Annotated in this window: 18 protein-coding genes; 7 read left to right on the top strand and 11 right to left on the bottom strand. The window is 65.6% G+C overall.

Annotated elements, in window-relative coordinates:
- The first annotated feature begins 216 nt into the window (after window positions 1-216).
- Window positions 217-897 carry a L,D-transpeptidase gene (locus tag ACVIJ6_RS00365; RefSeq protein WP_012042652.1) on the top strand — a complete coding sequence of 227 codons (681 nt, stop codon included), beginning with the start codon at window positions 217-219 and terminating at the stop codon, window positions 895-897.
- Window positions 898-997: 100 nt separating this feature from the next.
- Here the strand turns inward: ACVIJ6_RS00365 and ACVIJ6_RS00370 are convergent, their stop codons facing one another.
- The gene (locus ACVIJ6_RS00370; RefSeq protein WP_456770989.1) at window positions 998-2,194 is read right to left on the bottom strand and encodes an extensin family protein; all 1,197 of its coding nucleotides are present in this window, start codon (window positions 2,192-2,194) and stop codon (window positions 998-1,000) included.
- A 127-nt stretch (window positions 2,195-2,321) separates the two neighbouring features.
- Here ACVIJ6_RS00370 and ACVIJ6_RS00375 point away from each other — a divergent pair, with 127 nt between their 5' ends.
- The 3 genes from ACVIJ6_RS00375 to ACVIJ6_RS00385 all read left to right on the top strand — a co-directional run bounded on the left by ACVIJ6_RS00375 (window position 2,322) and on the right by ACVIJ6_RS00385 (window position 6,312).
- The gene (locus ACVIJ6_RS00375; RefSeq protein ID WP_456770990.1) at window positions 2,322-3,950 is read left to right on the top strand and encodes a fatty-acid--CoA ligase; all 1,629 of its coding nucleotides are present in this window, start codon (window positions 2,322-2,324) and stop codon (window positions 3,948-3,950) included.
- Between the two features lie 134 nt (window positions 3,951-4,084).
- Window positions 4,085-5,314 (top strand): MFS transporter, encoded by a 1,230-nt coding sequence (locus ACVIJ6_RS00380; RefSeq protein WP_456770991.1) that lies wholly within the window; start codon window positions 4,085-4,087, stop codon window positions 5,312-5,314.
- A 131-nt stretch (window positions 5,315-5,445) separates the two neighbouring features.
- The gene (locus tag ACVIJ6_RS00385; protein ID WP_456770992.1) at window positions 5,446-6,312 is read left to right on the top strand and encodes a DUF1499 domain-containing protein; all 867 of its coding nucleotides are present in this window, start codon (window positions 5,446-5,448) and stop codon (window positions 6,310-6,312) included.
- A gap of 91 nt (window positions 6,313-6,403) precedes the next feature.
- On the opposite strand, the gene ACVIJ6_RS00390 is transcribed toward ACVIJ6_RS00385, so the two are convergent.
- The 3 genes from ACVIJ6_RS00390 to ribB all read right to left on the bottom strand — a co-directional run bounded on the left by ACVIJ6_RS00390 (window position 6,404) and on the right by ribB (window position 9,859).
- Entirely contained in the window at window positions 6,404-7,318 is a 915-nt protein-coding gene (locus tag ACVIJ6_RS00390; RefSeq protein ID WP_456770993.1) for an MBL fold metallo-hydrolase, read from the bottom strand.
- Window positions 7,319-7,503: 185 nt separating this feature from the next.
- Window positions 7,504-8,718 carry an acyl-CoA dehydrogenase gene (locus ACVIJ6_RS00395; RefSeq protein ID WP_456770994.1) on the bottom strand — a complete coding sequence of 405 codons (1,215 nt, stop codon included), beginning with the start codon at window positions 8,716-8,718 and terminating at the stop codon, window positions 7,504-7,506.
- A 64-nt stretch (window positions 8,719-8,782) separates the two neighbouring features.
- The gene (ribB, locus tag ACVIJ6_RS00400) at window positions 8,783-9,859 is read right to left on the bottom strand and encodes a 3,4-dihydroxy-2-butanone-4-phosphate synthase (RefSeq protein ID WP_456770995.1); all 1,077 of its coding nucleotides are present in this window, start codon (window positions 9,857-9,859) and stop codon (window positions 8,783-8,785) included.
- Between the two features lie 178 nt (window positions 9,860-10,037).
- Here ribB and ACVIJ6_RS00405 point away from each other — a divergent pair, with 178 nt between their 5' ends.
- The gene (locus ACVIJ6_RS00405) at window positions 10,038-11,276 is read left to right on the top strand and encodes an aminotransferase-like domain-containing protein (RefSeq protein WP_456770996.1); all 1,239 of its coding nucleotides are present in this window, start codon (window positions 10,038-10,040) and stop codon (window positions 11,274-11,276) included.
- Between the two features lie 9 nt (window positions 11,277-11,285).
- On the opposite strand, the gene ACVIJ6_RS00410 is transcribed toward ACVIJ6_RS00405, so the two are convergent.
- The gene (locus ACVIJ6_RS00410; protein ID WP_456770997.1) at window positions 11,286-12,566 is read right to left on the bottom strand and encodes an amidohydrolase family protein; all 1,281 of its coding nucleotides are present in this window, start codon (window positions 12,564-12,566) and stop codon (window positions 11,286-11,288) included.
- Window positions 12,567-12,746: 180 nt separating this feature from the next.
- Between ACVIJ6_RS00410 and ACVIJ6_RS00415 the strand changes: the two genes are divergently transcribed.
- Window positions 12,747-13,196 carry a hypothetical protein gene (locus ACVIJ6_RS00415; protein ID WP_456770998.1) on the top strand — a complete coding sequence of 150 codons (450 nt, stop codon included), beginning with the start codon at window positions 12,747-12,749 and terminating at the stop codon, window positions 13,194-13,196.
- 144 nt (window positions 13,197-13,340) lie between these two features.
- Complete coding sequence (locus ACVIJ6_RS00420) at window positions 13,341-13,574, top strand: hypothetical protein (RefSeq protein WP_456770999.1); 234 nt, start codon at window positions 13,341-13,343, stop codon at window positions 13,572-13,574.
- 70 nt (window positions 13,575-13,644) lie between these two features.
- Here the strand turns inward: ACVIJ6_RS00420 and ACVIJ6_RS00425 are convergent, their stop codons facing one another.
- The 6 genes from ACVIJ6_RS00425 to torT all read right to left on the bottom strand — a co-directional run bounded on the left by ACVIJ6_RS00425 (window position 13,645) and on the right by torT (window position 19,944).
- Window positions 13,645-14,466 (bottom strand): aldo/keto reductase, encoded by an 822-nt coding sequence (locus ACVIJ6_RS00425; protein WP_456771000.1) that lies wholly within the window; start codon window positions 14,464-14,466, stop codon window positions 13,645-13,647.
- Between the two features lie 187 nt (window positions 14,467-14,653).
- Window positions 14,654-15,052, bottom strand: a complete 399-nt coding sequence (locus ACVIJ6_RS00430; RefSeq protein ID WP_456776852.1) for a hypothetical protein — start codon at window positions 15,050-15,052, stop codon at window positions 14,654-14,656.
- Window positions 15,053-15,302: 250 nt separating this feature from the next.
- Window positions 15,303-16,178 carry an aldose 1-epimerase family protein gene (locus tag ACVIJ6_RS00435; RefSeq protein ID WP_456771001.1) on the bottom strand — a complete coding sequence of 292 codons (876 nt, stop codon included), beginning with the start codon at window positions 16,176-16,178 and terminating at the stop codon, window positions 15,303-15,305.
- Between the two features lie 77 nt (window positions 16,179-16,255).
- The gene (locus ACVIJ6_RS00440; RefSeq protein ID WP_456771002.1) at window positions 16,256-17,302 is read right to left on the bottom strand and encodes an ABC transporter permease; all 1,047 of its coding nucleotides are present in this window, start codon (window positions 17,300-17,302) and stop codon (window positions 16,256-16,258) included.
- The gene (locus ACVIJ6_RS00445; RefSeq protein WP_456771003.1) at window positions 17,299-18,816 is read right to left on the bottom strand and encodes a sugar ABC transporter ATP-binding protein; all 1,518 of its coding nucleotides are present in this window, start codon (window positions 18,814-18,816) and stop codon (window positions 17,299-17,301) included. The genes ACVIJ6_RS00440 and ACVIJ6_RS00445 overlap by 4 nt, the downstream gene beginning before the upstream one ends.
- A gap of 66 nt (window positions 18,817-18,882) precedes the next feature.
- Window positions 18,883-19,944: a TMAO reductase system periplasmic protein TorT gene (gene torT / locus ACVIJ6_RS00450; RefSeq protein ID WP_456771004.1), complete on the bottom strand. Its 1,062-nt coding sequence runs from the start codon at window positions 19,942-19,944 to the stop codon at window positions 18,883-18,885.
- Window positions 19,945-19,986 lie beyond the last annotated feature (42 nt).

A 19,986-nucleotide genomic window follows, 5' to 3' on the forward strand; every position in this document is an offset into this window, starting at 1 on the left:
AGGAACAGGGCAGACCGTGCCATCCGGAGCACAGTTGGGGATTGCCGGCAGCATTTTTGCGGCAAAAAGGCAACAATCGCGGCGCTGCAGCGCGGAGTGTGCGTGTATCGGCTGGAGTCGAGGCCAATTTTGACGATAATGGGACGCATGGAATCACGCTGCGGTGGCACCGCCGTGCCCTTGCAACGTCAATTGTCAACTTGGAAAATCGGTGACATGTCGCTGAAGGTGAAACTTGGACTCTTGGCCGCGGGCCTGATGTTGTCGGGCTGCATGCAGGCTACGACCTATGAGGCGACCAACACCCAGGCTTTCAAGCCGAAGGACAAGGAACTTCTGTCGAAGATCCGCTACGCCAATACGCCGGTGGCCGAACCCTATCGGCGCGCGATCGTCGACTATCACCGCAAGGAAGCCCCGGGCTCCATCGTCGTCGATTCGGACAGCCACTACCTTTATTACGTGCTCGAGGGCGGCAAGGCGATTCGCTACGGCATCACCGTCGGCGAGGAGGCGATGGCCTGGTCGGGCATCGCCAAGGTCGGCGCCATGACCGAGTGGCCGGCTTGGCATCCGACCAAGAGCGAGATCGAGCGCCTGGGCGTGCCGACCTTCGTGGCTCCCGGCCCGGACAATCCGATGGGATCGCGCGCGATGTACCTTTATGCCAACGGCAAGGACACGCTGTTCCGCATCCACGGCACCAACCAGCCGGAATATATCGGCGCCTCGATCTCGTCGGGCTGCATCCGCCTGACCAATGAGGACGCGATCGACCTCTACAACCGGGTCAAGGTCGGCACCATTGTCGTGGTGCTGGATCCGAAGAAGGGCGATTCGCCCTACAAGCCGCAGATGGCACTGCAGGGCGGAGCAACCTTCGCCGCGATGCAGTAAGGCTACGGCGGCGGTCCACGACATCACAAAAGCCGAGAAACGCGTTTAGCACCCTTTCAAAGGCGCCGGTCCTCCGGCGCCTTTTTGTTTCGACCGCCCGTCACGACCGGCTCCGATGCTTTCTCTTGCCCGCCTTCGCAGGCGCGGGCTGGGGCGCTGGCGGGGGTGTCGCCGTCTCTGCCTCTTCGGCGTCCGCCGCGGCGGCATCGGCTGAGCCCGGCTCTGACGGCACCGCTCTCTGCGGCTCGGCGGGCGTTGCTCCACCAGCCGCTGCTCCGCGCGCAGGCTTGCCGACATTGCCCTCCTCGGCTCCCTCGGCCGTCTCCCGCGGCGGCGCCCCGTCGGGACGCACTGCCGGCATCAACGGCGCGATCTGCGGCAGCGGATCCAGTACGTCCCATTGGCAGATGCGATAATTGCTACGCCGCTCGGCGAGGTCGAGATGGATGTGGTCCTCGTGATACCAGTCGGAATCAGGCCCCAGCACGGTGGTGAAGCGCGTGCACACGGAATGCAGCACGGCCTCGCGCAGCTCCCGCGGCTGCGTCCGGTCGGTCAGCTCGAACAAGCGGCCGTCGGCCAGCCTGAAGCCACGCACATCGATCGCATTGGCGCGGCCATGTTCGGAGAGCTGGGCGCCGCTGACGCGGTTGCGGCCGCGACACTCATAGGCATCGAAATTATCCAGGACGGCGAGCGGGCTGCCGAGCGATTGCAGGAGGGGCACGACATCGGAGCGGACCCAGGACGCGATCGCCGACGCCATCGGACAGCGCATGACGGCCGCAGGCGTCACGGCCACCCGCCGCTTGTCCGGCAGCACCACGGCTTCCAGGCGCACCAGATCGTCGCCACCGCAAGCCCCCGGTCCCTTGATCGGCGGAATTGATGGCGCCACCGCGATCTCCTCGGTCAAAGCGAGGCGGCAGGCCGATGGCTGCGGCACCTGCGGGGCCCTGGGATCGGCGTTGGCGTCGGGCTTGGCTTTCGACTTGGCGTCGGTCCCGGCCTCGTTCCCAGCGTTCTCCTGCGCCTGCCGCGCAGCTCCCGGCTCGCCCTTTGCCGCGGCGGGCTCCCTGTCAGTCCCGGTCGAATCAGCTGCCGCAGCGCCGGCCCGGACACGCGGCGGCGCTGCTTCGGGGCGCGGCTGCGGCAGCGGCACCGTCGCCATCGCGGGCTCATTCCGCGACGGCCCGGGTACGGCATGGGGGTGGCCCGCCTCGCGCGACCTTGCGGCCGCCGGCGCGGCAGCCATGAGCCAGCTCAATGCAATCACCGCCAGCGCCGCGCTAACCATCGGCCCCTGCGCGACGTCGTGGCCCGCACAAGGCCATTTGCGCGCGCCGCGGCGCGCGCTAAAATTCACGGAACAGACCAAAAGACCCTCGCTGTCCTAAAGCGAATACCACCGGAGGAACGACCTGATGCTTGGTTTGATGCAAGACTGGCCCCTGCTTTGTCACCGGATCATCGAACATGCGGCGACAATCCACGGCTCCCAGGAGGTCGTGACGCGCTCTGTCGAAGGTCCCATCGTTCGCACCACCTACGGCGAGATCCACAAGCGCGCCCTCAAGGTTTCACAGCAGCTGACGCGTCATGGCATCAAGCTGGGCGATCGCGTTGCCACCATTGCCTGGAATACCGGCCGCCATCTCGAGGTCTGGTACGGCATCATGGGAATCGGCGCGATCTGCCACACCGTCAATCCAAGGCTGTTTCCTGAGCAGATCGCCTGGATCATCAACCACGCCCAGGACAGAGTCGTCATCACCGACCTGACCTTCGTGCCGCTGCTGGAGAAGCTTGCCGACAAGCTGCCCAGCGTCGAGCGCTACGTCGTGCTGACCGATGCGGCGCACATGCCGCAAACGACGCTGAAGAACGCGGTCGCCTACGAATCCTGGATCGGCGAGGCCGATGGCGACTTCGCCTGGGGCACGTTCGACGAGAACACCGCGGCGGCGATGTGCTACACGTCCGGCACCACGGGTGACCCGAAGGGGGTGCTGTATTCGCATCGCTCCAACGTGCTGCATGCGTTGATGGCCAATTCCAGGGATTCGCTCGGCACCTCGGCCGCAGACACAATGCTTCCGGTGGTTCCGCTGTTCCATGCCAACAGCTGGGGCATCGCATTCTCCGCGCCCTCGATGGGCACCAAGCTGGTGATGCCCGGTCCGAAGCTCGACGGCGCGTCCGTCTACGAGCTGCTCGATACCGAGAAGGTGACCTACACCGCGGGCGTGCCGACGGTGTGGCTCATGCTGCTGCAGCACATGCAGGCGCATAACCTCAAACTGCCGCATCTGAAGATGGTGGTGTGCGGCGGCTCGGCGATGCCGCGCTCGATGATCCAGGCGTTCCTCGACATGGGCATCGGCGTGCGCCACGCCTGGGGCATGACCGAGATGAGCCCGATCGGCACGCTCGCCACCTTGAAGCCGCCGTTCCTCGACGCCGAGGGCGACGCCAAGCTCGACGTGCTGCAGACCCAGGGCTTCCCGCCGTTCGGCGTCGAGATGAAGATCACCGACGATGCCGGCAAGGAGCTGCCCTGGGACGGCAAGACCTTCGGCCGGCTCAAGGTCTCCGGCCCCGCGGTGTCGAAGGCCTACTACAAGGTCGATACCAAGATCCTCGATGGCGAAGGCTTCTTCGACACCGGCGACGTCGCGACGATCGATCCTCACGGCTTCATGCGCATCACCGATCGCTCCAAGGACGTCATCAAATCCGGCGGCGAGTGGATCTCCTCGATCGATCTGGAGAACCTCGCGGTCGGCCATCCGGCCGTCGCGGAGGCGGCCGTGATCGGCGTCTATCACCCGAAATGGGACGAGCGGCCGCTGCTCATCGTGCAGCTCAAACAGGGCCAGACCGCCACGCGCGAGGACATCCTGAAATACATGGAAGGCAAGATCGCCAAATGGTGGATGCCCGATGACGTCGCCTTCGTCGACGGTATCCCGCACACCGCCACGGGCAAGATCCTGAAGACGGCCTTGCGCGACCAGTTCAAGGCCTATCGTTTCCCCAACGCGGCCGCTTGAACGCCCGATCATCGTTGAACGCGACCGGCGGCCTCTCCGACCAGAGAGGCCGCTTCTGCATTTGGGCGTTGGACAGCGGCATCGGCCTGAACCACCATTCCGACCGAACGTGAGGAGGAGATTCGACGGCCATCATGGGCACGAACGCGAACCAGCCGGGACCAGAATCGCCGAGGGCCACGTGGCGCGAGGTGCCCTCGACCGTGCTGACGCTGGGGCTGGTGTCACTCCTGATGGACATCTCCTCGGAGCTGGTGCACGCGCTGCTGCCGGTCTTTCTTGCAAGCGTGGTCGGCGCCAGCACCGTCACCATCGGGCTGATCGAAGGCGTCGCCGAGGCGACCGCAGCCATCACCAAGGTGTTTTCCGGCGCGCTGTCGGACCAGATCGGCAAGCGCAAGCTGCTGGTCGGGATCGGCTATGGGCTCGCCGCCCTGACCAAGCCGGTGTTTCCGCTCGCCAGCACGTCCGGGCAAATCCTCGCTGCGCGGTTCGTCGACCGCATTGGCAAGGGCATCCGCGAAGCGCCGCGGGATGCGCTCATCGCCGATGTAACCCCGGAGGGCATCCGCGGCGCGAGCTACGGCCTGCGCCAGTCGCTGGATACGATCGGCGCCTTCGCCGGTCCGCTGCTCGCAGTGGCACTGATGGCGCTCTACGACGACGATTTCCGCGCCGTGTTCTGGTGGTCGGCGCTTCCAGCCCTGCTTGCCGTGCTGCTGATCCTGTTCGGCGTTCATGAGCCGCGGACGAGCGCCCCCGAGCCGCGGCGCAATTGGCCGATCCATGCGCGCGAGCTGCGCCGGCTGCCTCGTGCCTATTGGATCGTGGTCGCGATCGGCGCGGTGTTCGCGCTGGCGCGCTTCAGCGAGGCCTTCCTGGTCCTCAAGGCACAGGCCGACGGTCTCGCTCTCTCCCTGATCCCGCTGGTCTACGTGCTGATGAACCTGATCTATGCCGGCGTTGCCATGCCCGCCGGCATCCTCTCCGACCGTATCGGCCGCAGCAATGTGCTCACCTGCGGCCTCGTCGTGCTGACGGCCGCCGACTTGACGCTGGCCTTCGTGCCCGGCCTCGTCGGAACCGCGGTCGGCGTTGCGCTCTGGGGCCTCTATCTGGGCCTGTCGCAGGGCCTGCTCTCCGCACTGGTCGCGGATACCGCGCCGCCCGAGCTGCGGGGCACCGGCTTCGGCCTGTTCAACCTCGTGACCGGCGGCGCGCTGCTCATGGCAAGCCTGCTCGCGGGTTGGCTGTGGCACGCCCATGGGCCGCAAGCGACGTTCATGGCCGGTGCGGGGTTCTCGCTTGCCACCCTCGTCTTGATGATGACGGCGCTGCGGACCCGTCCGGACCCGAGCGCCTGAATGCGGTATGCAGGGACCGTTCCCTTTGGCCAAACGCCCCTTGAATTTAGCGTATCCGCGTGGTCTCACACGGATGAACCGGCCGCCCGGCTTATCGCCAGCAGCGGCCCAACACGGCAGCTCCTGATACGATGGCCCGCAGGTTCCACGCTTCCTATCTCTCGGAGCCCGTCTCCAGCCTCGCGACCTGGACGCGCAATATGGCGGTGTTCTCCGTCGTCGCCGTGCTGGTTTCGATCCTGATCCTCCGTTTCGACTTCCTGGAGATGAAGCCCGCGCTGGCGACCTTCTTCGGAGCGCTGGGGCTGGCCGCGCTCTCGATCCTGCTCGGGCTCGCCGCCTTCGTCGCGATCTGGCGCAATGGCAGCCGCGGCATGAGCCGGGTGCTGCTGGCGTTCATGATCGATGCCGTGGTGCTCGCTTATCCGGCCTATCTCGCGCTTCAATATCGCAAGCTGCCCAAGATCTACGACATCACGACCGATCCGATCGACCCGCCGCGCTTCGAGGCGCTGGCGCCGCTGCGCAACGGCGACGGCACCAATACCGCGGTCTATGCCGGCCTCTATTCCGCCGAACAGCAGCGGACATTCTATCCCGATATCGAGCCGGTGCAGATCGAGCTGCCGCCCGACCGCGCTTATGCGATCGCGCTGAAGCTCGTCAACCGGCGCAAATGGTTCATCGTCGACGAGCGCGCGCCGCAGCCGCCGCGCCGGATCGGCCGTATCGAGGCCGTGGCGCGCACCCCCATCATGGGCTTCCGCGAGGACATCTCGATCCGTGTCCAGCCCGATGGCGACGAGTCCCGCATCGATGTGCGCTCCGCCTCGCGCTATTTCGATTCCGATCTCGGCAGCAACGCCGCGCGGGTCACCAAGCTGCTCGAGGACCTGTCGAGCGCCGGCGAGGCCGAGGCGCAGAAGCCGGTGAAGAAGGTCACGCCGCCGCCGGTGGCGGCGAAGGGCCAGGGCAATGCGAAGACAGTGAAGAAGTGAGGGGGCGAATGGCGAATAGGGAGTAGCGAATAGGGGGAATTCGGCGGCGCAGACGTTGCCCCCCTACTCCCTATTCGCTACTCCCTATTCGCTATACCAATCGATATGTCCCGCCGATCACCGGATCACCGTCTGTCGCGACGACACCGCGGGCGACGAGATCCTCCAGATGCGCAAGCACCGAATAGCCCGCTGCAGTGGTGAGCCGCGGATCGATCCCGATATAGATCGCGCGCACCATGGTCGGGATGTCCGCCTCGCCCTTCGCGAGGCGATGCAGGATCGAGGCCTCGCGCGCCTGGCGGTGCCGCATCAGGAAGCGCGTGTAGCGCGGCCCTTCCGGAATCTCGGGGCCATGGCCTGAAAAATACAGCTCCTCCGGACGGCCGGCGAGCCGCTCCAGTGACGCCATGTAGTCGACCATCGAACCATCGGGCGGCGCGACGATCGAAGTCGCCCAGCCCATCACGTGGTCGCCCACGAAGATGGTGCTGCGCCCGGTCCAGGCGAAAGCGAGATGGTTGGCGGTATGGCCGGGCGTGGCCACGGCTTCCAATTGCCAGCCGTCGCCCTCGATGACATCGCCATCGGCAACGATGACGTCCGGCGCGAAATCGCGATCGACGCCGGATTCCGGGCTGTGCTTCTCGCTCTCATAGCGCGGCCGCGAGGCGCGATGCGGGCCCTCGGCATACACGGTCGCACCGGTCGCAGCCTTCAGACGGCCGGTGTTCGGCGAGTGGTCGCGGTGCGTATGGGTCACGAGGATGTGCGTGACCGTCTCCCCCCTGACGGCATTGAGCAGCGCCTGCGCATGATCAGCGTTGTCCGGGCCGGGATCGATGATCGCGACTTTGCCGCGGCCCACAATGTAGCTGACCGTGCCGGTGAAGGTGAACGGACTCGGATTTTTGCAGAGGACGCGGCGAATGCCCGGACGGACCTCGTCGACGACACCCGCAGACAGCGGGAAGTTGCGGTTGAACGGGACGTCTTCCTCGGCCATCTGCTGCCCTCTCTGTACGGGCACTTGAACGGCCCGCTTCCTCCGACGTCATGCCCCGCGCAGGCGGGGCATCCAGTACGCCGTGACGTCTCGGCTGACCTCTGTCGTCCCGGCATACTGGATCGTCCGCCTTCGCGGACGATGACAGTTTAGGGCGTGGCAGGTGCCGGAGACGACGGCACGAACTAGAAAAACGCCTGAATGCCGGTGATGGCGCGGCCGAGGATCAGCGCGTGGACGTCGTGCGTGCCCTCATAGGTGTTGACCGTCTCGAGGTTCGCGGCGTGGCGCATCACCTGATACTCGATCTGGATGCCGTTGCCGCCATGCATGTCGCGGGCGACGCGGGCGATGTCGAGCGCCTTGCCGCAATTGTTGCGCTTGACGATCGAGATCATCTCCGGCGCCATCTTGCCCTCGTCCATCAGGCGGCCGACGCGCAAGCTCGCCTGCAGGCCGAGCGCGATCTCGGTCTCCATGTCGGCGAGCTTCTTCTGCACGAGCTGCGTCGCAGCCAGCGGCTTGCCGAACTGCTTGCGGTCGAGCGTGTACTGGCGGGCGCGATGCATGCAGTCCTCGGCGGCGCCGAGCACGCCCCAGGAGATGCCGTAGCGGGCGCGGTTGAGGCAGCCGAACGGACCCTTCAGGCCGGAGACGTTGGGCAGCAGCGCCTCTTCCGGCACCACCACGCCGTCCATCACGATCTCGCCGGTGATCGAGGCGCGCAACGACAGCTTGCCGCCGATCTTCGGCGCCGACAGGCCCTTCATGCCCTTCTCGAGGATGAAGCCGCGGATCTGGTTGTCATGCGCGGCCGACTTCGCCCACACCACGAACACGTCGGCGATCGGCGCATTCGAGATCCACATCTTGCTGCCGGTCAGGCGATAGCCGTCGGCGACCTTCTCGGCGCGCGTCTTCATGCCGGCCGGATCGGAGCCGGCATCCGGCTCGGTGAGGCCGAAGCAGCCGACCCATTCGCCGCTGGCGAGCTTCGGCAGATACTTCTTGCGCTGGTTCTCGTCGCCATAGGCATAGATCGGATACATCACCAGCGAGGACTGCACCGAGTTCATCGAGCGGTAGCCGGAATCGACGCGCTCGATCTCGCGCGCCACGAGACCATAGGCGACGTAGCTCGCATTGGCGCAGCCATATTCCTCTGGCAAGGTGATGCCGATCAGGCCGAGCTCGCCCATCTCGTTGAAAATCTCGCGATCGGTCTTCTCCTCGAGATAGGCCTTGGTCACGCGCGGCAGCAGCTTGTCCTGGGCATAGGCGCGCGCGGTGTCACGCACCATGCGCTCGTCTTCGGTCAGCTGATCATCCAGCAGGAAGGGATCGTCCCACTGGAAGCTCGACTGGGCCGGCTTGTCCTTTGCCTGAGGGCGCGCGCTCATGAATGATCCTTTCGCGTCTCGCTGCGCACGGGTCGCAGCAGTTGAGAGGTTAAGTCCTGGAAGTTCAGCCTTCAAGCCGTTCGTTGGCGACGATCTCGATGCCGAAACCCGACAGGCCCTTGTAGTCATGGGCCGACGAGGTGAGGTTCCGGATCGACGTCACGCCGAGATCACGCAGAATCTGCGCGCCGACCCCGACCTCGCGCCACTGCCGGTGACGATCGGCCTCGGCGGTGTGCGGCTCCGTGACCGGCTCGACCGGGACGCCGGCTGCGCCGTCGCGCAGATAGATCAGAATGCCGCGGCCGGCCTTCTTGAAGTGCTGCAGCACCGCCTGAATGCGCTGCGGACCCGTGATCAGGTCCTTCACGATGTTGGGCTTGTGCAGCCGTGTCAGCACGTTCTTGCCGTCGCCGATGCCGTTGTAGACGAATGCCGCGTGGGTGATCGGATCGAACGGAGAGCGGTAGGCGAAGCCCTGCAGCGGGCCGATCGGACTTTCGGTCGTGAAGGTCGACACCCGCTCGATCAGCTTCTCGCGCGCCTGACGATAGGAGATCAGATCGGCGATCGTGACGTGCTTGAGATTGTGGGCCGCCGCGAAACGGACGACCTGCTCGCCCTTCATGACGGTGCCGTCGTCATTCATCAGCTCGGAGATGACGCCGACCGGCGGCAGGCCCGACAACTTGCAGAGATCGACAGCCGCCTCGGTATGGCCCGAGCGCAGCAGGACGCCACCGTCGCGCGCGATCAGCGGGAAGATATGGCCGGGGCGCGCGAAGTCATTGGCGCCGGCATTGGGATTGGCAAGCGCACGGCAGCAGGAGGCGCGCTCCTCGGCGGAGATGCCGGTGCCGCCGTCCGGCTTGTAGTCGATCGAGACCGTGAACGCGGTGGTGTGGTTGGAGTCGTTGTGCGCCACCATCGGGTCGAGCCGCAGCCGGCGCGCGTCGTCTGCCGTGATCGGAGCGCAGACAATGCCGGAGGTGTGACGAATGATGAACGCCATCTTGTCGGGCGTGCAGAGCGAGGCCGCAACGATGAGGTCGCCTTCCCCCTCGCGATCGTCATCGTCGGTCACGACGACCATCTCGCCCTTGGCGAAGGCGTACAGAACTTCCTGGATCGAGTCGGCCATTTGCAAGTCTCGCTGCTTTTCCGGGGCGTGCTTTAGCCGGGATCGCAGGCGCGCGCCAGAGCAGCGGAACCGCCGTTCGAAAGTCGCCTTCCCCGGGAAAAGAGCCTGTCCTGCCGGGACAAGCACCCTGGTATCTGTTTAAAGTCGCCTCCCATCGAGAACAAGGGAGCCGCGCCTCATGGCCGCATTCGATTTTGCACCGCTCCTCGGCCCTGGTCTACCGGCTCCGGCCGCGCGCTGGAGCGGGCTTGCGAGATACAGCTTCGTCGGCGGCAACAATGACGCCGACGCCGTCCCTGTGGAGGGCCTGCGCGCGGCTGCCGATGCCGTGCTCGCCCGCGAAGGCCGGGCGCTGGCCACCTACGGCCTCGCGCATGGCCCGCAGGGCTATCGTCCGTTGCGCGATTTCCTGGCCACCAAGCTGGCGCGCGACGCCGGCATGTCGGTCCGCGCCGATGACATCATGATCCTGTCTGGCTCGCTGCAGGGCCTCGATCTCGTCAACCAGGCGCTGCTGACGCGCGGCGACACGGTGCTGGTCGAGCAGGACAATTACCAGGGCGCTCTGACCCGGCTGGCGCGGCTCGGCGTCAAGCCGATCGCCATTCCGCTCGACCGCGACGGCATGCGGACGGATGTGCTGGCCACGGTACTGGCCGATCTCAAGGATCGCGGCATCCGGCCGAAATACATCTATACCATTCCGACGGTGCAGAACCCGACCGGCACCATCATGCCGGAGAGCCGCCGGGCCGAGTTGCTCTGGCTGTCGCGGGCCTATGGCGTGCCGGTGTTCGAGGACGACTGCTATGCCGACCTGATCTGGGACGGCAAGCGGCCGCGCGCGATCCACGGCATGTCCGACCATGGTGGCGTGATCCATCTGGGCTCGTTCTCGAAGTCGGTCGCGCCGGCGCTCCGCGTCGGCTTCCTCGTCGCCCCCTGGCAGATCATGTCGGTGCTGCTGGCGCTCAAGACCGACGCCGGCTCCGGCGCGCTCGAACAAATGGTGCTGGCCGAATTCTGCAAGCCGCATTTTGCCACCCATGTGCCGCAACTGGTCAAGGGGCTGCGAGCCAAGCTGGACACGCTGATCGAGGCGCTCAATGCGGAGTTCGGCACCGCGGCCGAATTCGAAGCGCCGAAGGGCGGCATCTTCCTCTGGGTCAAGCTGCCTGACCAGGTCGACGCGATGAAGCTGTCGCAGGCCGCGCTCAAGCGCGGCGTGTCGATCAATCCGGGACCGGAATGGTCGACCGACGCCACGCATGCGCGGAGCCGGCTGCGGCTGTGCTTCGCTAGCCCCTCGCATCAGGAGATCCGCGAGGGCATCGCCGTGCTCGCGGAGGTCTGCCACGAGGAGTTCGGCGTGCCCAAGCGATCCGCCAATGTCGAGCGCAGCAGCGCGGCCGACTGACGGCGCGGCTCACCGCACCGAAAACGGCGACTGATACGGCCTGCCGAATGGCACGCCGTTGATCACGGTCTGCACCGGCTTGAGCTGCAGCTTGCCGTCGCGCTTGTTGCCGCGCGTGTCGACGAAACCGGCGGGGCCTTCGACCAGATCCATGATCGCGAGATCGGCCGGTGCCCCGAGCTGCAGGGTGCCGAGCTTCGGCGCCCGACCGATGATCTTGGCGGGCGCCGAGGTCGTCATGCTCACCACCTGCTCCAGCGAGAATCCCATCGCCAGGAATTTGCCCATGACGTTGGGCAGGAACGGCATGCCCGGCGTATTGCCCGAAAATACGTGAATGTCCGAGGAGATCGTATCCGGGCCACAGCCGCCGGGGATCGCGACCTCGGCGACGGTGAAGTCGAAGCTGCCGCCGCCGTGACCGACGTCGAACAGCACGCCGCGCTGCTTGGCCGCGAGCGCCGCCGGCAGGAGCCGGCCGTCCTGCACGATGTTGGTGAAGGCGCCATTGAGGTTCGGCGCACCTGAATAAGCGTGGGTGAGGATGTCACCCGGCCGCAGCAGGTCGAGGATCTGCGACATCAATTCGCCGGTCTCGACGCCACCGATATGCACCATCATCCGCGCCGGCCAGCCGCAGAGCTCACAGGCCTTGATGCCTCGCTTCAATGGCTCGAGCCCGTGCTTGAAGATCACGTTCTCGGACATCCGCACCTTGACCCCGAGCAGGAAGTCCGGGTTCTCGGCCAGCGCCATGGCGCAGGCCTCCACCTGCGCGTTGTCGATATTGTAGAGCTCGGCGACGGGAAACGCCGACAGGCCATTATTGGCGATATGGACGAAGGCATAGATGCGCGCGCGCGACTGGGCGACGATGAAGCGCCGCAATGCCGCCAGATTGTTGACGCCCGCATCGCCGGCCGAGACGACTGTCGTAGTGCCCTGGAACTGCACCAGCTCGTCCGGCGGGATGCCGATCGCGGAGCCGTAGGGATAGACATGACTGTGAAGATCGACGAGGCCCGGCATGACCAGCCGCCCGGCGGCGTCAATCGACCGCAGCCCGCGCTCGACCGGGATCTCAGCGTCAACGGCCTCGATGATGCCCCAGCGGATCCCGATATCGCGCCTGGCCCGCAGGGACTGGCTGGGATCGATGAGGTCGCCTCCCTTGATGATGAGATCGAATTTGTCGGCCGGGCCCATCGCCGCATGGGCCGCCCATGAGACCACGGCCATGCTGGCCGCTCCGGCAGACAACAGGAACTCGCGGCGCGACAGCGCGGACATGGTCGCCTCCCCGATGCTTGTTTGTAGTTGGCCAACAGCATGCGCTCGGTCCGCCGATCCGACAAGACCATAGGGTGTCAGATCCGGTTCACACGCCGACGTCGAAATTGCCGATCCGACGTTGCGCGCTTGACGCGGTGCACTAAATGAAGATGACCCGGCAGATCACTGCGAGACCGTATGACCTTGAGCTCTCAACGCCTGCTGGCGATCGCCCTGCTTGCCACATCATTGGCGTCGGCCGCTGCGGCAGACGAGGCCGTCGACGTCGCGCGCTCCTGGGGACTGCTCGGAACCTGGGCCGCCGACTGCGCTGCAGCGCCGGTCAAAGGCCGCGGCGCCATCATCTCCTACGAGGTCTCGCCGGACGGCAACCTGATCTACCGCCGCGATCATGATCCGTCCGACATCAACGAGGTCGCGAGCGCACGGGTCGAGCCGGACGAGACACTGGTCCTCTCGATCGTACTGCCCAAGGCGCGCCAGACGCGCGAGAACGGGATCATCAGGACGACCGATGGCGGCATCCGCTCGGTGTTCAATCGTGGTCAGGATGGCAGCTACACCATTCGCGAGTCCCGCTTCGTCGCCAATGGCAAGCCGACGCCTGTCCTCAAACGCTGTGACTGAACATCGGCGCCCGACGGCCGGGAGATGGCTCGCCTGAACCGGTCAGCAGGAATCTGAACGCGTATTCAGCAACTTCGCGGAAGTTCCTCCGGAACGTTCTGCCACACTTCAAGTTGACCTCGCGCAATTTACCTGGAGGACGACATGAAGAAACTTGCTCTTGCACTCGCGTCGCTGACGGCGCTCGCACTCGCGGCTCCGTCGATGGCCAGTGCCGAGACCGTCATCATCAAGCGCGGCGGTCATCATTATCATCACGGCTGGGATCGCGGCCATGGCGGTTGGGATCGGTCCCGCGCCGAGTACCGTATGCATCGCGACATCCGGCCCTATCACCGCCATCACGACCGCACTGTGATCATCAGGCGCGGCTACTGATCGACCAGACGAAACCGAAATGGCCCCACAAGGGGCCATTTCCCTGAGTGCGGATCACCGTGAAGCGCTGTCAGCGATCCCAGTCAGGCGCAAAGCCGGGATTGACGAAGCGCTTGTCCTTCGGAAGCGCGGCGATGGTCGCGCGATCCTCATCATCCAGTTGAACTTTCATCGCGTCCCAATTCGCCTGCTGACTCTCCTTGCGGCCGGCCTTGGGAATCGCCGCCACGCCGTCCTGATCCAACAGCCATTTCAGCGCGACCTGGGCGGCGCTCGCGCCATGCTTGCTGCCGATCGCGGCCAGCGTCGCGTCGGCCGCGGCGCGGCCTTGCGCCAGCGGACAATAGGCCACCAAGGGAATCGATCGGCTCGCCATGTAACCCATCAGCTTCGATTGATGGAGCATGACGTGGTACTCGACCTGATTGCAGGCAATGGGCGCCTGGATCTCCTCGATCGCCTGCCGCAGCAGCGCGACGGTGAAATTCGCAACCCCGATCGCGCGGGTGCGTCCCTCGTCTTTCAGTTTGATCAGCGTTTCCAGCGCCGCCGGCAGGTTCATCCCCTTGGCCGGCCAATGAATGAGGTAGAGATCGACGACATCCAATCTGAGCTTCTTCAAGCTCGTGTCGAACGCGCGGCGGATCGCATCGGGTGCGAGGTTCTCCGGCCAAACCTTTGTCGTGACGTGCAATTCAGCTCGCGGCACCTGCGCCGCCGCGAGCGCCGCGCCAATCGCATCCTCATTGGCATACATTTCGGCGGTGTCGATGTGACGGTACCCGAGCGCGAGCGCACTCTCGACCGCCTCCCGGCAGACCGTGCCCTGCATGCGAAACGTGCCGAGCCCGAGCTTAGGAAGACGGATGCCTTGGGTGTCGATTGCGTCCATAAAATCTCCTGCCAAGGCTTCGCGCCGATCCGGCGTGATCTGGCAGGCGGCGACGAGCCTTGCGTGTCAAGGTGAATGGCGGGATGCACTGAAATCATCCCGCGGTCGCTGCGCGAGTTCAAGCAGCTCCGCAGCACCGACAATCACGAAGTCGGGAGACAGTTCCGATCCGCGACCGATGGAGTTCTCAGCGCCAGTTGCAGATGCCGCCGCTGTCCGGGCGGCAAGGCCAGGTTTGAACACGGGTGTCCATCGCTTGCGCGTCGAGCAGGCTGCGGCGGTGCGTCGCTTCGCGCGTCGCGCGGGGGCGTTCGGCGGACCGCATGATGGGCCGGCGCTTCGACGCCGCGGCGTTCCGCGGCAGGTCAGGCTTGTCCTGGGCCGCGGCGACAACCGCCGATTCGACTCTGGCCTCGATCGGAACGGGCTCGAAATGCGCTTCGGGTCCAAGAGGACGCGGCGACAGCACCGCCCGGGACAGATCGAGCCGGAAGACCTCGCCCGGCTGATAGTCAGCCGCCGAGACGGCGGTGCCGCAGACCAGCGTCGCACATGTCAAGATGCCAAACAGATTCCTCAGCTCCATGGCCCTCTCCCGCACACGCCGATGCTGGCGCGCCCCCACTCGAGATCACGGCATCGCCGATACCCGATGATGTGTTCGGCCGTTGTCAGTCGGTGACGAAAATCATCGGGCTGCCGGCCGTTGCCGCATCATAGCCAGGGCAAAGCCGACGTCTCTCATTTAGGACATGAAGATGCCGTTTCCAGACCCAGATCTGGAATTCACGGTTAGCGCAATGCACGCCGCTGGGCGCTCGCAGCGGGGCGTGGCGTCATTCTGCGACGGTTATTCGGTAGTTGAACATCTCCGCCGCCCCGGCTGGTACTTGCATCACGCCCGGCTTGTCGGAGAACTCACCATCGAAGCCGATGGGGCTGGCATAGCCACGCCATGGCTCGATGCAGAGGAAGGAGGCACCTCCCGGCTTGGACCAGATGCCGAGCTCTCGGAAGCCGTCCCAGGCCAGGACGAGCGCCGGCCCCTTGTCGCCCATGAAGCCAAGCGAGCGGCTGACCGGATGGTCGAGGATGATGGCGTCATCGTCGAACAGCCGTTCGGACAATGCCAAGTCGCGGCCACGAATTGGCGAGGGCTCGGCCGCGGCGCGCAGCAGCCCACCGGCGAGGCGGCGAATGGGAGCAGGCTCCGGCTCGGCGAACAGCAGCCGATAGCTCTCCTTCGGCTCTCCAGGCAATAGCGGCCAGTTGAATGCCGGATGCGCGCCGAACGAGGCCGGCAGCACCTCGTCTCCTGCGTTCGCGATCTCCACCGCAATGTCGAGGCGATCGGCGGTGATTCGGTAGGTCAAGGTGAGCCGGAAGGCGAACGGGTAGCGCGCCCGCGTCGTCTCGTCGTCGGTCAGGCGCAGCACGCAGGATTCGGCGGTCCGCTCCAGCCAGGTGAAGCGCAGATCGCGGGCGAAGCCGTGCTGGGTCATCGGAAAGGTGCGGCCGCGATGGCGCAGCTGGTCATCCTTCAGCCGGCCAACGATCGGAAACAGCCAGGGAGCATGACGCGGCCAGGCCGGGCCGGCCTGCCACAGCAGCTCCAATCCAGCGGTCGTCTTGAGCGAGCACAGTTCGGCGCCGATGGCCTTGATCGATGCGGTGACGCCGCCGGCGCTGATCGTATGGAGGTCGTCGCTCATCTCGCATCATCCCGTTCGTCGATCGCGCCGGTGATGCCGGATTGCAGCGGCCACGTCCAGACCCCTGCCCAGCGCGATCAGCGCTCGCCGACCAAGAGCCGGTAGCGGAACTGATCCAGGATGACGGCCAGCACCAGCAGCGAGCCCAGCAGGACCATCTGCATGTAGGAGCCGATCTGCGCGATGTTCATGCCGTTCTGCAGCAGCACGATGAAGAAGCCGCCCAGCACGACGTTCTCGACCCGGCCGATGCCACCATGGAGCGAGACGCCGGCAATGACGCAGGCCGCAATGGATTCCAGCGCAATGGTGCCGCCGAGATTGGTCTCGCCGGAGCCGACGCGGGCCGTCAGCAACAGACCCGCGACCGACGCGAGCAGCGCGCACAGCGCATAGGCGATGAACAGCACCTTGGTGGTGTTGACGCCCGACAGTCTCGCCGCCTTGGCGTTGCCGCCGACCGCCTGGATGTGCTTGCCGAGCCGGGTGCGGTTCATCACCAGCCAGATCGTGGTGGCCGCGACGATCGCGACCAGCACCGGCACGGGAATGTCGAACACGCGACCGAAGCCGAGGATATCGCCGAATTCATAGGGCACCCCAGAGACCGGGACGCCGCCGGTGAGGAACAGCGCAATGCCGGCCCCGACCGACTGCACACCCAGCGTCATGATGAAGGGCGAGACGCCGAACACGGCGACGCCGAGCCCGTTGATGCTGCCGACCACGAGCGCGGCCGCGAGCCCGGCGCAGCAGCCGAGCACGATCACGAGCCACAGCATGTCCGGCGACAGCATGTGCGACAGCGTCACCATCGCAAGCGCCGACACCACCGAGGTCAGCGCGATGGCCGTGCCGACCGACAGGTCGAAGCCGCCGGTGACCAGCGCCAGCATCTGGCCGAGCGAGACCAGGATCAGATAGACCGACTGCCGCGCGACATTAGTGAGATTCTGCAGCGCCAGGAATTCCTTGGACACCAGCGAGAACGCGATCAAGGTGGCGACCAGGAAGAACGGCAGGACGCCGACGCGCAGAAATACCGCGCGCAGGCCGACCAGCAGCGCGTTTGAGCGGCGCGGCGCAACGGTGTCCTCGGCGATAGTCGTGGTTGGCATGCTCACGCCGAGCCCTCCGTTTCAGCAAAGAAATGTTTCAAGACGTTCTCTTCATCGATGGCGCTGCCGGACAGCTCGGCCGCGATGCGCCCCTTGGCGAACACCAAGAGCCGGTGCGACAGGTTCATCACCTCGGGCAGATCCGAGGAGATCACGACCACCGCCTTGCCGGCCTCAGCGATGTCCTTGATCAGCTGGTACAGCGCCATGCGCGTGCCCATGTCGACGCCGACGGTCGGCTCGTCGAAGATGTAGACGTCGCGGTCGTCGCCGAATCCCTTGCCGAACAGCACCTTCTGCTGGTTGCCGCCGGACAGCTTCGAGACCGCGCGATCCATGGCGGGCTTGGCGATGCCGACCTTGTCGCCGATGGCGTCCGTCAGGGCGCGGCTGCGCCGCGGCCGCACGAAGCCGAGGGGACCGGCGACATCGGCGCGGTCGAGCAGGCTGAGCTCGATATTGCCGCGTGCGGTCGCGGTCATCTGCAGCCCCTCGCTCTTGCGGTCGGAGGGCAGGAAGAACACGCCGTCATTGAGCAGCGCCCGTGTTGCGGCGCCGGTGACGTCACGGCCCTTCAACGTGATCCTGCCTGACTGCAGCGGCTGCAGTCCCATCGCCGCGCGCCAGATCCGCGATTTGCCACTGCCGACGAGGCCGGCGCAGCCGAGCACCTCACCGGCGCGGACCTCAAGACTGGCGCCGTGAACACCTGCGGTGCGGAGGCCTTCCAGCGTCATGACGACGGCACCATCGGCGCGGTGGGCGATCTTCGGATAGACTTGGTCGACCGCGCGACCGGTCATCAGCTCGATCAGCTCGCGCTCCGAGGTCTCGCGTGCCGGCACGGTGGCGATGAGCCGGCCGTCGCGCAGGATCGAGATGCGGTCGGCGATCTTCTGGAATTCCTGGATCCGGTGCGAGATGTAGATGATGCCGACGCCGGAGGCAGCCGCCTTGCCGATGAAGCCGAACAACCGCTCGGTCTCGCGCTCGGTCAGCGACGCCGTGGGTTCATCGAGGATCAGCACGCGCGCATTGGAGAGGAACGCCTTGGCGATCTCGACCATCTGCTGCTGCGCCCGCGACAGGCTGGACGCCGGGCGCGTCACATCGATGTCGAAATCGAGCTCGGCAAACAATCGTTGCGCGCCGGCCAGCATGGCGCGGCGGTCGGTCAGCGGACCGCGCATCAGCTCGCGGCCGAGATAGAGATTTTCGAACACCGGCAAGGTCGGCACCAGCGAGAATTCCTGGAACACGGTGCCGATGCCGGCCTTGGCCGCATCATGCACCGAGTGGAAGCTCACCTCGTCGCCAGCGATGCGGATGGCGCCGGCAGTCGGCCGGAACACGCCGGAGAGAATGGAGATCAAGGTCGACTTGCCGGCGCCGTTCTCGCCGAACAGCACATGCACCTCGCCGCGCTCGACCTTGAGATGGACGCCGCTGAGCGCCTTGACGCCGGGAAACTCCTTGGAGATTCCCGTCATCTCGACCAGCGGTGCAGCAACGCTACTCATCATCTGCCCCCCGCGATGCGGCCCTGCCCCGTCAGGGAACAAAGGCAGAGCCGCACCTTTCCCCGCTCAGTTGAAGACAGGCTTGAAGCCGTCCGGGGGAAGGATGTTCGCCTGCGGCACGGTGGCGATGTTGGCGGAGTCGACCACGAAGATCTTCGGACCGACATGCTTTACGTAGTCCTTGCCCTCGAGGATGCGCACCGCCTGGTCGACCGCGATGCGGCCCTGGATCACCATGGAGTCGGCCGGCGCCGCCATGATCAGGCCGCGCTTGATGCCTTCGTAAACGCCGGGCGTCATGTAGAAGGCCAGCAGGTCGACCTTGCCCTTCAGCCCGCGCTCGCGGATCAGGCCCTGCGCCGCTTCGGCGGTGACCGCCGTGCCGGCGACATAGCGGATGTTCGGCGCGGCCTGCAGCGCGTCCTCGACCAGCTTGGCCTGCACCTCCTTGCCGGTGTCGCCATATTTCGGCTCCAGCACCTTGATCGCCGAGCCCTTGACCGCATCCATGAAGCCCTTGTTGGCGGCCTCGACCCAGCCGGCGCCGGCCGGACCTGGGAACCAGCCGACCACGACCTCGGGAGTGCCGGCGGGATGCTTCTTGGCGAGATAGCTGCCGGTCTCCGCGCCCATCGTGTAGAACGACACCAGCGACTTGGCAGAAATATCCGGCGAGGAGATGCCGTTGACGAGATCGATCACCGGGATCTTCTTCTTGGCGATCTCGCCGATCACCTTGTTGAGGCCATCGGCCGAGATCGCGCCGATGATGACCGCATCGGTGCCGGATGCCACGCAATCCTCGATCTGCGAGATCTGCTTGTTGAGTTCGGTGTAGCCGCCGGCCTCGACCAGGTTCATCTTGACGCCGAGGCGCTTGCTTTCTTCGGCCACGCCGTAGTCCACGCCGAGCCAATAGGCGTCCTTCATGTGTGGGAAGGAGACACACAGCTTCCAGGGCTTGGAGGCCTTCTCCAGCGGCACATATTTCACGTCGGACGATTTGCCGTCCGCCGCGAAGGGCGGATCGATCTTGGCGGCATCGTATGGATACCACTCGGCGGCATGGGCGCCGGCCGACAGCACCAGCGCCGACGAGGCCAAGAGAACACGAACCAAACTCTTCATTGAACTACCCCTTTGTCATCTCACTTGTGGAAACCCGGCACC

It is taken from the genome of Bradyrhizobium sp. USDA 4369, from assembly GCF_054056435.1.